12 protein-coding genes are annotated in these 12,650 nt (G+C 64.1%); 8 read left to right on the plus strand and 4 right to left on the minus strand.

Translation table 11 applies throughout. From position 1 onward, the window contains the following. Positions 1–171 precede the first annotated feature (171 nt). From cysM to HU763_RS06235, 5 genes are all read left to right on the plus strand, one after another. Positions 172–1,071 (plus strand): cysteine synthase CysM, encoded by a 900-nt coding sequence (cysM, locus tag HU763_RS06215; protein WP_170028710.1) that lies wholly within the window; start codon positions 172–174, stop codon positions 1,069–1,071. Further along, positions 1,072–2,430, plus strand: a complete 1,359-nt coding sequence (rlmD, locus tag HU763_RS06220; protein ID WP_186689775.1) for a 23S rRNA (uracil(1939)-C(5))-methyltransferase RlmD — start codon at positions 1,072–1,074, stop codon at positions 2,428–2,430. It begins immediately after the preceding gene. Positions 2,431–2,526: 96 nt separating this feature from the next. Further along, positions 2,527–4,767, plus strand: coding sequence for a GTP diphosphokinase (relA, locus tag HU763_RS06225; protein ID WP_186689772.1), 2,241 nt, complete (start codon positions 2,527–2,529; stop codon positions 4,765–4,767). Positions 4,768–4,834: 67 nt separating this feature from the next. Further along, positions 4,835–5,668, plus strand: a complete 834-nt coding sequence (mazG, locus tag HU763_RS06230) for a nucleoside triphosphate pyrophosphohydrolase (protein WP_186689770.1) — start codon at positions 4,835–4,837, stop codon at positions 5,666–5,668. A gap of 26 nt (positions 5,669–5,694) precedes the next feature. Beyond that, complete coding sequence (locus HU763_RS06235; protein WP_170028713.1) at positions 5,695–6,234, plus strand: DUF2058 domain-containing protein; 540 nt, start codon at positions 5,695–5,697, stop codon at positions 6,232–6,234. Positions 6,235–6,279: 45 nt separating this feature from the next. Here the strand turns inward: HU763_RS06235 and HU763_RS06240 are convergent, their stop codons facing one another. The 4 genes from HU763_RS06240 to purM all read right to left on the minus strand — a co-directional run bounded on the left by HU763_RS06240 (position 6,280) and on the right by purM (position 9,202). After that, entirely contained in the window at positions 6,280–6,462 is a 183-nt protein-coding gene (locus HU763_RS06240) for a hypothetical protein (protein ID WP_170028714.1), read from the minus strand. Between the two features lie 309 nt (positions 6,463–6,771). Next, on the minus strand, positions 6,772–7,482 hold the full coding sequence (locus HU763_RS06245) for a DUF3108 domain-containing protein (RefSeq protein ID WP_170028715.1): 711 nt from the start codon (positions 7,480–7,482) through the stop codon (positions 6,772–6,774). Between the two features lie 8 nt (positions 7,483–7,490). Next, entirely contained in the window at positions 7,491–8,144 is a 654-nt protein-coding gene (gene purN / locus HU763_RS06250; RefSeq protein ID WP_170028716.1) for a phosphoribosylglycinamide formyltransferase, read from the minus strand. Beyond that, entirely contained in the window at positions 8,144–9,202 is a 1,059-nt protein-coding gene (gene purM, locus HU763_RS06255) for a phosphoribosylformylglycinamidine cyclo-ligase (RefSeq protein WP_186689768.1), read from the minus strand. The genes purN and purM overlap by 1 nt, the downstream gene beginning before the upstream one ends. 321 nt (positions 9,203–9,523) lie before the next feature. On the opposite strand from purM, the gene HU763_RS06260 reads away from it, so the two are divergent. The 3 genes from HU763_RS06260 to hda all read left to right on the plus strand — a co-directional run bounded on the left by HU763_RS06260 (position 9,524) and on the right by hda (position 12,549). Beyond that, positions 9,524–10,591 (plus strand): DUF2066 domain-containing protein, encoded by a 1,068-nt coding sequence (locus HU763_RS06260; protein ID WP_186689766.1) that lies wholly within the window; start codon positions 9,524–9,526, stop codon positions 10,589–10,591. 15 nt (positions 10,592–10,606) lie between these two features. Further along, positions 10,607–11,680: an AI-2E family transporter gene (locus HU763_RS06265; protein ID WP_186689764.1), complete on the plus strand. Its 1,074-nt coding sequence runs from the start codon at positions 10,607–10,609 to the stop codon at positions 11,678–11,680. A 161-nt stretch (positions 11,681–11,841) separates the two neighbouring features. Then, positions 11,842–12,549: a DnaA regulatory inactivator Hda gene (gene hda, locus HU763_RS06270; RefSeq protein ID WP_003252443.1), complete on the plus strand. Its 708-nt coding sequence runs from the start codon at positions 11,842–11,844 to the stop codon at positions 12,547–12,549. Positions 12,550–12,650: the final 101 nt, after the last annotated feature.

Raw genomic sequence — 12,650 nt, forward strand, 5'->3', positions numbered from 1 at the left:
AGCGGCAACCTTGGGCCACTGCGCGCCCCATCGCGACACAAGGCCGCTGCTGCAGGCGGCACAACAGGCGCATATAGCCTGTAGCTATATTCATCACAGATTGCGTGATATGGCCGCGAAGGGTTTGCCGGTATGATAGTCGCCCCTGCCGTCCGGATTGTGAAATACGCCATGACCTTGCAGTACCCAACCATCGCCGATTGCGTCGGCAATACGCCTCTGGTTCGCCTGCAGCGCATCGCTGGCGAAACCAGCAATACCCTCCTGCTCAAGCTCGAAGGTAACAATCCTGCCGGCTCGGTGAAGGACCGCCCGGCACTGTCGATGATCACCCGCGCCGAACTGCGCGGCCAGATCAAGCCCGGCGACACCCTGATCGAAGCCACCTCCGGCAACACCGGCATCGCCCTGGCGATGGCGGCGGCGATCAAGGGCTACAAGATGATCCTGATCATGCCTGACAACTCCACCGCCGAGCGCAAGGCCGCCATGACCGCCTACGGCGCCGAGCTGATCCTGGTGACCAAGGAAGAGGGCATGGAAGGCGCCCGTGACCTGGCCGAGAAGCTGCAGGCCGAAGGCCGTGGCCTGGTGCTGGACCAGTTCGCCAACGGCGACAACCCGATCGCCCACTACACCAGCACCGGCCCGGAGATCTGGCAGCAGACCCAGGGCAGCATCACCCATTTCATCAGCTCCATGGGCACCACCGGGACCATCATGGGCTGCTCGCAGTACCTCAAGGAACAGAACCCGGCGGTGCAGATCATCGGCCTGCAGCCGATGGAAGGTTCGGCCATCCCGGGTATCCGCCGCTGGCCCGAGGAGTACCTGCCGAAGATCTTCGACGCCACCCGCGTCGACCGTGTGGTCGACATGTCGCAGCAGGAAGCCGAAGACACCACCCGCCGCCTTGCCCGTGAAGAGGGCATTTTCTGCGGCGTGTCTTCCGGTGGTGCGGTCGCGGCCATGCTGCGCCTGTCCCGCGAGGTGGAAAACGCCACGATGGTCGCGATCATCTGCGACCGTGGCGACCGTTACCTGTCCACCGGCCTGTTCGACCTGAGCTAAATGTCCAAGAAAAAAAGCAACAGCGGCCTGCGCTTCCAGCCGGCCGGTGGTAACCGTACCGCCCAGGTACCCGTGGGCAAGAAGCAGCGGCTGGACATCGAGCGCCTGGCCGGTGACGGCCGGGGTATCGCCTTCTTCGAGGGGCGCACCTGGTTCGTCAGCGGCGCCCTGGCCGGCGAAGCCGTGGAGGCGCGGGTGCTCAATGCCCGCGGCAAAGTGGTCGAGGCCCGCCTGGAGCGGCTGCTGCAGGCCAGCCCGGAGCGCCGTGAGGCGCCTTGCCGGTATTACGATCGTTGTGGTGGCTGCAACCTGCAGCACCTGCCGCACGAGGCGCAACTGGCGCTCAAGCAGCGCACCCTGGCCGAGCAACTGCAGCGGGTCGCCGGCGTGCAACCCGAAGAGTGGGCGCCGCCGCTGAGCGGGCCGGAATTCGGCTACCGTCGCCGCGCCCGCGTGGCGGTGCGCTGGGATGCCAAGGCACGCCAACTGCAGGTGGGCTTTCGCGCCGAAGCCAGCCAGGACATCATTGCCATCGACGATTGCGCGGTGCTGGTACAGCCCTTGCAGTCGATTCTGCGCCATTTGCCGACTGTGCTGCGTTCCTTGAGCAAGCCGCAGGCGCTGGGCCATGTCGAATTGTTCAGCGGCACTGCCGAGGCGCTGCTGGTGCGCCATGTCGCGCCGTTGCCAGCAGAAGACCTGGCCAGGCTGCAAGCGTTCTGCGAGCAGGCCAAGGCGCAACTGTGGCTGCAAGGCGAAGGTGAGCCGGCACCGCTGCAGCCGGCTGCGCAACTGGGCTTCGCCCTGGCACCATGGCAGCTGGAACTGGCCTGGCGCCCGGGTGACTTCGTGCAGGTGAATGCCCAGGTCAACACGGCAATGATCGAGCAGGCCCTGGCCTGGCTTGCACCGCAGGCCGACGAGCGTGTGCTGGACCTGTTCTGCGGCCTGGGCAACTTCGCCTTGCCGCTGGCGCGCCAGGCGCGCGAGGTGGTGGCAGTGGAAGGCGTGCAGGCCATGGTCGATCGGGCCGCAGCCAATGCCCGGAACAACAATGTGCATAACGCACGGTTTTTTCAGGCCGATTTATCGCAGCCTTTGGCAGGCACCGGATGGGCCGCCGAGGGCTTTTCTGCGGTACTCTTGGATCCACCGCGCGACGGTGCTTTCGAAGTGGTGCAAGGCATCGCCCGCCTCAAGGCCAGAAGGCTGGTCTACGTATCGTGCAATCCGGCCACGCTGGCGCGAGACGCCCAGGTGCTGGTCGGCCAGGGGTACCGGTTAAAAAGGGCCGGGATTCTCGACATGTTTCCTCAAACGGCGCATGTCGAGGCCATGGCGTTATTCGAAGCGGGCTAGCTGACTGGCCCCTTGGTGCGGCTTTCAGGGAATGGCAGCCGCACGGTGATCGCCAGCGCGCCCGCGTGGTGCGCTGTATGGAAAGGTAAAACAAAGATGGTACAGGTGAGAGTGCACCAGCCGGTCAACACTGACGGCAGTATCAATCTCGAAGCATGGTTGGACCATGTGGTGAGCGTCGATTCGGCACTGGATCGCGCAGCGCTGAAAGAGGCCTGCGAGTTCGCCCATGAAGTCGAGAAAAAAGGCAATCCGGCCAAGCATTCCTGGGCGGACGGGACGTCCAGCTTCCAGGCAGGCCTGGAAATCGCCGAAATCCTCGCCGACCTCAAGCTCGACCAGGATTCCCTGGTAGCGGCGGTCATCTACCGCTCGGTGCGCGAGGGCAAGGTGACCCTGGCCGAGGTCAGCCAGCGTTTCGGCCCGGTAGTGTCCAAGCTGATCGACGGCGTGCTGCGCATGGCGGCCATCAGCGCCAGCCTCAGCCCGCGGCAGTCGCTGGTGCTGGGTTCGCAGGCGCAGGTCGAGAACCTGCGCAAGATGCTCGTGGCCATGGTCGATGATGTGCGCGTGGCGCTGATCAAGCTGGCCGAGCGCACCTGCGCGATCCGTGCGGTCAAGGCCGCCGACGACGAGAAACGCCTGCGTGTTGCTCGCGAGGTGTTCGACATTTATGCACCGCTGGCGCACCGCCTGGGCATCGGCCACATCAAGTGGGAGCTGGAAGACCTGTCCTTCCGCTACCTCGAGCCCGACCAGTACAAGCAGATTGCCAAGCTGCTGCACGAGCGGCGGCTGGACCGCGAGCGTTTCATCGCCGACGTGATGAACCAGCTGCAGAACGAACTGTTGGCCACCGGCGTGAAGGCCGACATCAGCGGCCGGGCGAAACATATCTACTCGATCTGGCGCAAGATGCAGCGCAAGGGCCTGGAGTTCAGCCAGATCTACGACGTGCGCGCAGTGCGCGTGCTGGTGCCGGAAATCCGCGACTGCTACACCGCACTGGGTATCGTGCACACGCTGTGGCGGCACATTCCCAAGGAGTTCGACGACTACATCGCCAACCCCAAGGAAAACGGCTACCGCTCGCTGCACACCGCGGTGATCGGCCCCGAGGGCAAGGTGCTGGAAGTGCAGATCCGTACCCACGGCATGCACGAGGAAGCCGAGCTCGGGGTTTGCGCCCACTGGCGCTACAAGGGTACCGACGTCAAGTCCAGCTCCAACCATTACGAAGAGAAGATCTCCTGGCTGCGCCAGGTGCTGGAATGGCACGAAGAACTGGGCGACATCGGTGGCCTGGCCGAGCAGTTGCGGGTCGATATCGAGCCGGACCGGGTCTACGTGTTCACCCCTGACGGCCATGCCATCGACCTGCCCAAGGGCGCCACCCCGCTGGACTTCGCCTACCGCGTGCACACCGAAATCGGTCACAACTGCCGCGGCGCCAAGATCAACGGGCGCATCGTGCCGCTCAACTACAGCTTGCAGACCGGCGAACAGGTCGAGATCATCACCAGCAAGCACGGCAACCCCAGCCGTGACTGGTTGAACTCCAACCTGGGCTACGTCACCACCTCGCGTGCGCGGGCCAAGATCGTGCACTGGTTCAAGCTGCAGGCACGCGACCAGAACGTTGCTGCCGGCAAGACCCTGCTCGAGCGTGAACTCAGCCGCCTGGGCCTGCCGCAAGTGGACTTCGAGCGCCTGGCCGAGAAGACCAACGTCAAGACCGCCGAAGACATGTTCGCCTCGCTCGGCGCCGGCGACCTGCGCCTGGCCCACCTGGTCAACGCGGCCCAGCAGTTGCTTGAGCCTGAGCGCATCGAGCAGATCGAACTGGTGCCGCGCAAGCCTACCGGGCCGCGCACCGGCAAGCGTGGCGACATCCAGATCCAGGGGGTCGGCAACCTGTTGACGCAGATGGCCGGCTGCTGCCAGCCGCTGCCGGGCGACGCCATCGTCGGCTACATTACCCAGGGCCGTGGCGTGAGCATCCACCGCCAGGACTGCGCCTCGGTGCTGCAGCTGGCGGGCAAGGAGCCCGAGCGCATGATCCAGGTCAGCTGGGGGCCGATCCCGGTGCAGACCTACCCGGTGGATATCGTGATACGAGCCTACGACCGCCCGGGCCTGCTGCGCGACGTGTCGCAAGTGCTGCTGAACGAGAAGATCAACGTGCTGGCGGTGAATACCCGCTCGAACAAGGAAGACAACACCGCATTGATGTCGCTGACCATCGAGATTCCCGGCCTGGACGCGCTGGGGCGCCTGTTGGGGCGGATCTCGCAGTTGCCGAACATCATCGAGACGCGGCGTAATCGTACGCCTTGAGACTGCGGCGCCTGCTTCGCGGGGCGGGTTGATCCGCGAAGCAGCCACCACCGAAGGACCTGCTTAGATGACCTACACCCTTGACGACCTGCTGCACCTCATGGCCCGCCTGCGCGACCCGCAGTACGGCTGCCCATGGGACCTGCAGCAGAACTACGCGAGTATCGTCGCGCACACCATCGAAGAGGCCTACGAGGTCGCCGACACCATCGAGCGCGGCGATTTCGAGCACCTGCAAGGTGAACTGGGTGACCTGCTGTTCCAGGTGGTGTACTACAGCCAGCTGGCCCGCGAAGAAGGGCGCTTCGAGTTCGCTGGCGTGGTCGACAGCATCACCCGCAAGCTCATCCGCCGCCACCCGCATGTGTTCCCCACCGGTGAGCTGTATGCGCCGGTGGACACCCCCAGCTTGAGCGAGGCCCAGGTCAAGTCACGCTGGGAAGAAATCAAGGCCGAAGAGCGTGCGGAAAAGAGCCAGCCCGAACAGTTGTCGCTGCTCGACGATGTACCCGCGGCATTGCCGGCGTTGTCGCGTGCCGCCAAACTGCAAAAGCGCGCGGCCACCGTCGGTTTCGACTGGCCTGAGGCATTGCCGGTGCTGGACAAGGTCCGCGAGGAACTGGACGAAGTGCTGCAGGCCATGGCCGACGGCGACGCCGATGCGCTCGAAGATGAAATCGGCGACCTGCTGTTCGCCAGCGTCAACCTGGCCCGCCACCTCAAGCACGACCCTGAACATGCCCTGCGCCGCGCCAACCGCAAGTTCGAACGGCGTTTTCGCTTCATCGAACAGGTGTTGCGCGACAGTGGGCGCCCCATCGAAGATTGTAGCCTTGACGAGCTGGACACCCTCTGGGGTGAAGCCAAGCGTCAGGAAAAGAACCTGCCCAGCTGCGGCTGAGCTGTTGCATAAGTGAGTGAACATTCATGAGCCTTTCCCTTCGCGACCAATTGCTCAAAGCCGGTCTGGTCAACCAGAAACAGGTTTCCCAGGCCAACAAGGCCGAGAAGAAACAGAAACGCCTGGAGCATAAAGGCCAGGTCGAGGTGGACGACAGCCAGCAGCGCTTGGCCAAGGAAGCCATGGCCGAGAAGGCCAAGCGGGACCAGGAGCTGAACCGCCAGCAGCAGGAAAAAGCCGAGCAGAAGGCCCGGGCGGCGCAGATCAAGCAACTGATCGAAGCCACCCGCCTGCCCAAACTGAACACCGAGGACTACTACAACTTCGTCGACGACAAGAAGGTCAAGCGTATTGCCGTCAACGCCCTGATGCGCACCAAGCTGAGCAACGGTGCGCTGGCCGTGGTGTCGTTTGGCGGTGGTTACGAGGTCATTCCCCGCGAAGCGGCGGTGAAGATCCAGGAGCGTGACCCCAGCCGTATCCTGCTGCTCAACACCCATGTCGAGGAAGCGGACGAGGACGACCCGTATGCGGCCTACAAGATCCCGGACGACCTGATGTGGTAAACAGCAAAAACCCCGCCTTGGCGGGGTTTTTCATGGGTAGCGGGGTCACTGCGTGGTGCGCTGGTTTTCCAGGTTTTCCAGCTCGGCCCGGTACTGGTGCGCTTCGTGCTCGTTGTGGAACATGCCCACCAGTTGGCCTTGTTGGTGCACATCCCAGATCCGCACACCAGCGGCCAGGCCTTCGTGGGACATTTTCGATTCGTCGCGTTCGGTTACTTGGACTGTCATCGGTAAACTCCACTGCTTGAGTTGGCTGCGACAAGCTGTCGCACGTCCTCTTTATAGAGTTTGTTAGCAGGCTAAGTAAATAAAACAGTCATGAAACAAGTTTCATCAACAGCCCCTGGGCCTGTTGGTGCGCTTTTGTAGGAGCGGCCTTGTGTCGCGATGGGGCGCGCAGCGGCCCCAGGATCTTTGCCTTGACGCAAGATTGCCGGGGCCGCTCTGCGGCCCATCGCGGCACAAGGCCGTCGGTGCAAGGCAGGCAGAAAAAAGCCCCGCTCAAGGCGGGGCTTCGGGTGCTTCAGGCAGTGCGGCTCAGTTGCCCTTGACCGGCTTGCCATCGACCGTGCCATCCTGCAGCACGATCACGTACTCCTTGCCATCGGTTTCGACCTGGCGCAGTTGCACCAGCAGGTAATCCCAGTTCTTGGCGAACCACAGCTCGGTGATGCGCTTGCTCTGGCTCGGGTCACGTACACGCTCGACCTTGACCGCATCGACCTGGCCGGTCTTGGTGGTGACCTTTTCGGTGCCCAGGACGCGGAAGTCGTAGGTGTCGATCTCGTCACCGTCAACCACCTGGTAGGTCATGCTTTTCTTGCCAGCGGCCACGTCATGCTGCAGGGCCAGCTGGTAGGACGACTTGTCCAGCACACCACGGTTCAGCGGCAGGTTGATGGCATCGCCACGATCGCTGCCGGTGACCTTCTTGGCGTTCCAGTCGAAGTTCAGGTCGACCTTCTTGGCCTTGCCCAGGCCGCCGCGCTCGAAGTGATACTGCTGCGGCAGCAGGGTATCGTTGTCCATGCGCAGGGTGCTTTGCTCGGTCAGGCTGGCGATCATCATGGAGGCCTTGAAGTTAAGGTCCCAGGTACCGTTGGCATTCTTGACCAGGCTGCGTTCGGCGGTGCCGCTCATGGGCAGCTGCTTCCAGTCGGCGGTGTAGCTGGCCGAGAAAGGCTTCAGATCAGCTGCCTGGAGGGGCAGGGCGAGCACGGCGAGAGCCAAGAGCAGGGCGCGACGCATAAATTCTCCTAGGATCGAATCAGGTGACCGCTGGCCGCCAGGGGTTGGCCATCCAGTAATGCGCCGTGTTCGCCAAGACGCAAGCGCCCTTCAGCGTACCAGCGCACTGCCAGCGGGTAGATCAGATGTTCCTGGCGGTGTACCCGCTGGGCCAGGCTTTCGACGGTGTCGTCAGACGCCACCGGCACTACAGCCTGTACGACCAATGGGCCGCCATCGAGTTCCTCAGTCACGAAGTGTACGCTGCAGCCGTGTTCGGCGTCGCCTGCCTCCAGCGCCCGCCGATGGGTATGCAGGCCCTTGTACTTGGGCAGCAACGACGGGTGGATATTGAGCAGGCGGCCTTGGTAGTGACGCACGAAGTCACCACTGAGGATGCGCATGAAACCGGCCAGCACCACCAGGTCCGGGGCAAAACCGTCGATGCGCGCCATCAGCGCGGCATCGAAGGCTTCACGGCTGTCGAACTGGGTGTGCTCGAGCACGACACTGTCGATGCCGGCTGCCGCGGCGCGTTGCAGGCCGTAGGCGTCGGCGCGGTTGGAAACCACCGCGCGGATGCATACCGGGCTGTCCTGGCCTTGGCAGCTGTCGATCAACGCTTGCAGGTTGCTGCCGGAGCCCGACAGCAGTACCACTACATTGCAGGTCTTGCTTGGCATCAGTGTGCCTTGAGGTTCTGCAGCTCGACCTGGGCAGCGCCCTCGGCGGCTTCGGCGATGTGGCCGATCACCCATGGCTGCTCACCGGCGGCGCGCAGTTCGTTCAGTGCAGCTTCTACCTGGTCCTGGGCGACACAGATGACCATGCCGACGCCGCAGTTCAGCACGCGGTGCATTTCATGCTCGTCGACGTTGCCTTTTTCCTGCAGGAAGTCGAACACCGCCGGGCGCTGCCAGCTGGCCACGTCGATGACCGCCTGGGCGTTGGCCGGCAGTACGCGCGGGATGTTGTCCAGCAGGCCACCACCGGTGATGTGGGCCATGGCCTTGACCGCGCCGGTGTTCTTGATCAGCTGCAGCAGCGGCTTGACGTAGATGCGGGTCGGCGCCATCAGCAGGTCGGCCAGCGGCTTGCCGTCCAGCTGGGTGTTCTCGATGTCGGTGGCGGACACTTCAAGGATCTTGCGGATCAGCGAATAGCCGTTGGAGTGCGGGCCCGAGGAGGGCAGGGCGATCAGCGCGTCGCCGGTGGCGACCTTGGAACCGTCGATGATCTCGGCCTTTTCCACCACGCCGACGCAGAAGCCGGCCAGGTCGTAGTCTTCGCCTTCGTACATGCCCGGCATCTCGGCGGTTTCACCGCCGACCAGCGAGCAGCCAGCCAGTTCGCAACCGGCGCCAATGCCGGTGACCACGGTGGCGGCCACATCGACGTTGAGCTTGCCGGTGGCATAGTAGTCGAGGAAGAACAGCGGCTCGGCACCGCACACCACCAGGTCGTTGACGCACATGGCGACCAGGTCCTGGCCGATGCTGTCGTGCTTGTTCAGGTTCAGCGCCAGGCGCAGCTTGGTGCCGACACCATCGGTGCCGGAGACCAGCACCGGTTGCTTGTAGCCGGCCGGGATCTCGCAGAGGGCGCCGAAGCCGCCCAGGCCACCCATGACTTCAGGGCGTGCGGTGCGTTTTGCCACGCCCTTGATGCGTTCGACCAGTGCTTCGCCGGCGTCGATGTCTACACCGGCGTCCTTGTAGCTCAGGGAGGGTTGCTTGCTCATTGATCCAGGCCTTTAGGAGGGAGGGATTCTAAAAAAACGACCATGACGGCCAAGGCCGGCTGGTAGGCGGCGGCTGCCTGAAACGTCAGTGGTCTGTGAAGGCGCGCGATTTTATCAGGGTTGCCGGGCAGCGGCCATCCTCAGGCCGACGGGCAGGGCGGTAATTGTTGAAAAAAGCCTGAGGGTGGTTGATGCGGTTGCATATGTATAAGCTGCAAGCAACGGGCTTCACGCTGCGCGACACGCCAGCCTGGCGCTCGGCCTGCTTTTTCTTGCAGCGTCAGGCTTGCGGCCTGATGCTCGACTGGACAGGAATCCTCCATGCGTTTGTTCAATATTCTGGCAGCCGGTTGCCTGGCCCTGATCTCGGCCACCGTCCAGGCTGAAAATGTCGCTGGCCTTTACCAGGTACGCGAACCGGTCACCGGGCCGGGCGCCGAAGCCCGCGCAGCGGCTACCGCCAAGGCGCTCGACACCCTGGTGCTGCGCCTGACCGGCGACCCCAAGGCGGCACAGAACCCGGCACTGGCCGAGCTGCGCAAGGACCCGCAGCAAATCATCAACCAGGTCGCCAGCGAAGCCGGGCCACCCGAGTCGGTGCTGGTCGAGTTCGACCCCGGCAGTACCGAGCGGGCCCTGCGCAAGGCCGGCCTGGCCTTGTGGGGCAGCAACCGGCCATCGATCCTTGGCTGGTGGCTGAACGACAGTGCCGAAGGCAGCAGCCTGGTTGGCGACGGCCAGGCCAGCGCCGAACCGCTGCGCCGCGCCGCCCAGCACCGTGGCTTGCCGCTGCGCCTGCCGCTGGCCGACCTGCAGGAGCAACTGGTGGCCAACGCCGAGCATATCGAGGGCGGCGACCCGGCACCGCTGCGCGAAGCATCCGAGCGCTACGGCGCCGATGCCCTGCTGGCGGTGCATGCTCGCGAAGCCGACGGCAAGTGGCAAGGCAAATGGCAGTTATGGTTGGGCGACCAACGCGAGCAAGGCACCGCCGAGGGCGCCGACCCGGCAGCCTTGGCCGACGCCGTGATGCAGGCGGTCAGCGTCCGCCTGGCGCCGCGCTACGTCACGCGCCCCGGCGCCAGCAGCCAGTTGCAGGTGCAGGTGCAGGGGATGAATTTGCAGCGCTACGCCGAGCTGGCACGTGTGCTCGAACCTTACGGCCCACGCCTGCAGATGGCCGAGGGCAGCACCCTGACCTATGCGGTGACGGCCAACCGCGAACAGCTGCGGGCCCAGCTTGGCCTGGCCAGGCTGCAGGAGCTACCGGCCGAACAGGCACCGGCGTTGCCAACCCCGCCAGCTGCGGCTGCTGGGGCGGGCGTGCCACCCGCCGCGCCGGCCCAGCCTGCGCTGGCGCCGTTCGACGGCCTGCGTTTTCGCTGGTAAGGGGATGCACATACCATGACCGACGTACGCCGTTGGATCTGGCTGGGCGTTGCCTTGCTGGTTGCCGTGCTGCTTTATAGCCTGCACAACATCCTCACCCCATTCCTGATCGGTATCCTGCTGGCTTACCTGGCCGACCCTCTGGTCGACCGCCTTGAACGCCTGGGGCTGTCGCGCACCTGGGGCGTGATCGTGGTGTTCGGCTTGTTCACACTACTGTTGCTGGCCTTGCTGCTGGTGCTGGTGCCGCTGCTGGCCAAGCAGCTGGTGCGCCTCTACGAGCTGGCGCCACAGATGCTCGACTGGCTCGAACACGTGGCCCTGCCCTGGGTGCAGAGCCGCCTGGGCCTGGCTGACGGTTTTTGGAAATTCGACCGGATCAAGGCTGCCATCGGCAGCCACATGGGCCAGACTACCGACATGGTCGGCATGCTGCTGTCGCATGCCACAGCTTCAGGCCTGGCGCTGATGGCCTGGCTGGCCAACATGGTGCTGATCCCGGTAGTGGGCTTCTATTTGCTGCGCGACTGGGACCGGATGATGGCCAAGCTGCGTGGCCTGCTACCGCGCCAGCGCGAGCCGCAAGTGATGGGCCTGGCGGGCGAATGCCATGAAGTGCTGGGGGCGTTCGTGCGTGGGCAATTGATGGTGATGCTGGCCCTGGGGGTCATCTATTCGGCCGGGCTGATGCTGGTGGGGCTGGAGCTGGGGCTGCTGATCGGCATGCTCGCCGGGCTGGCGGCCATCGTGCCGTACATGGGCTTCGTCATCGGCATCGGCGCGGCCCTGGTGGCGGGACTGTTCCAGTTCGCTGGCGACTTGTATCCGATGCTGGGCATCGTTGCGGTGTTCATGGTCGGCCAGGCGCTGGAAGGCATGGTGCTGACGCCGTTGCTGGTGGGTGACCGCATCGGCCTGCACCCGGTGGCGGTGATCTTCGCCATCCTGGCCGGCGGTGAACTGTTCGGCTTCACCGGCGTGCTGCTGGCGCTGCCGGTGGCGGCGGTGATCATGGTGTTGCTGCGGCATGTGCACGACCTGTACAAGGAATCGGAGATGTATGCCGGGGGCGTTGACCCGGAGCTTTGAGGCCAGGCCGCTCCTACACGGCGCGCAGACCCTATTTGGCACGCAACTCCTTGATTTAGCTTGTGCTATCGGTTGCCGCGATTGTGCACCCCGCGTTGCGGGTATAGACTTTGCAGATTGTTCACCAAAGGCCCCCTGCGGTCCTGCGACCGCCCGCGAGCATGAAACCACCGATCCAGTTGCCCCTGGGTGTGCGCCTGCGCGATGACGCCACCTTCATCAACTACTATCCGGGCGCCAATGCTGCGGCATTGGGTTACGTCGAGCGGCTATGCGAAGCCGACGCCGGCTGGACCGAGAGCCTTATCTACCTGTGGGGCAAGCAGGGTGTTGGCCGTAGCCACCTGCTGCAGGCTGCCACCCACCGCTTCCAGCAACGCGGCGAGCCTGCCGTGTACCTGCCCCTGGCACAATTGCTCGACCGCGGCGTCGAGTTGCTCGACTACCTGGCCCAGTACGAACTGGTGTGCATCGACGACTTGCATGTAATCGCCGGCAAGGCTGACTGGGAAGAGGCCATGTTCCACCTGTTCAACCGCCTGCGTGACAGCGGTCGACGGCTGCTGCTGGCGGCCTCGGCGTCGCCGCGCGAGCTGCCGATCAAGCTGCCCGACCTGAAGTCGCGGCTGACCCTGGCCCTGGTGTTCCAAATGCGTGGCCTGTCCGATGAAGACAAGCTGCGCGCCCTGCAATTGCGTGCTTCGCGCCGCGGTCTGCACCTTACCGACGAAGTCGGCCACTTCATCCTTACCCGTGGCGCACGCAGCATGAGCGCCCTGTTCGACCTGCTCGAACGCCTCGACCAGGCCTCATTGCAGGCACAACGTAAGCTGACCATCCCGTTCCTCAAGGAAACCCTGGGCTGGTAAGTGCCGAAAACGCTGGGCCAGAGCGGCAAAACAAAAAAGTCACATCTTTTTCGATAAAATTTGCAAATGGCCATGATAGAGGGCATAGTTTCATCCTTCTA

This window comes from Pseudomonas anuradhapurensis (genome assembly GCF_014269225.2).
Lineage (GTDB): Bacteria > Pseudomonadota > Gammaproteobacteria > Pseudomonadales > Pseudomonadaceae > Aquipseudomonas > Aquipseudomonas anuradhapurensis.

Coding starts and splice junctions, on each gene's coding strand:
- purM (WP_186689768.1), bottom strand. CDS start 9,202: ATGAGCAAGCAACCCTCCCTGAGCTACAAGGACGCCGGTGTAGACATC.
- cysM (WP_170028710.1), top strand. CDS start 172: ATGACCTTGCAGTACCCAACCATCGCCGATTGCGTCGGCAATACGCCT.
- HU763_RS06265 (WP_186689764.1), top strand. CDS start 10,607: ATGACCGACGTACGCCGTTGGATCTGGCTGGGCGTTGCCTTGCTGGTT.
- mazG (WP_186689770.1), top strand. CDS start 4,835: ATGACCTACACCCTTGACGACCTGCTGCACCTCATGGCCCGCCTGCGC.
- purN (WP_170028716.1), bottom strand. CDS start 8,144: ATGCCAAGCAAGACCTGCAATGTAGTGGTACTGCTGTCGGGCTCCGGC.
- rlmD (WP_186689775.1), top strand. CDS start 1,072: ATGTCCAAGAAAAAAAGCAACAGCGGCCTGCGCTTCCAGCCGGCCGGT.
- relA (WP_186689772.1), top strand. CDS start 2,527: ATGGTACAGGTGAGAGTGCACCAGCCGGTCAACACTGACGGCAGTATC.
- HU763_RS06240 (WP_170028714.1), bottom strand. CDS start 6,462: ATGACAGTCCAAGTAACCGAACGCGACGAATCGAAAATGTCCCACGAA.
- hda (WP_003252443.1), top strand. CDS start 11,842: ATGAAACCACCGATCCAGTTGCCCCTGGGTGTGCGCCTGCGCGATGAC.
- HU763_RS06245 (WP_170028715.1), bottom strand. CDS start 7,482: ATGCGTCGCGCCCTGCTCTTGGCTCTCGCCGTGCTCGCCCTGCCCCTC.
- HU763_RS06235 (WP_170028713.1), top strand. CDS start 5,695: ATGAGCCTTTCCCTTCGCGACCAATTGCTCAAAGCCGGTCTGGTCAAC.
- HU763_RS06260 (WP_186689766.1), top strand. CDS start 9,524: ATGCGTTTGTTCAATATTCTGGCAGCCGGTTGCCTGGCCCTGATCTCG.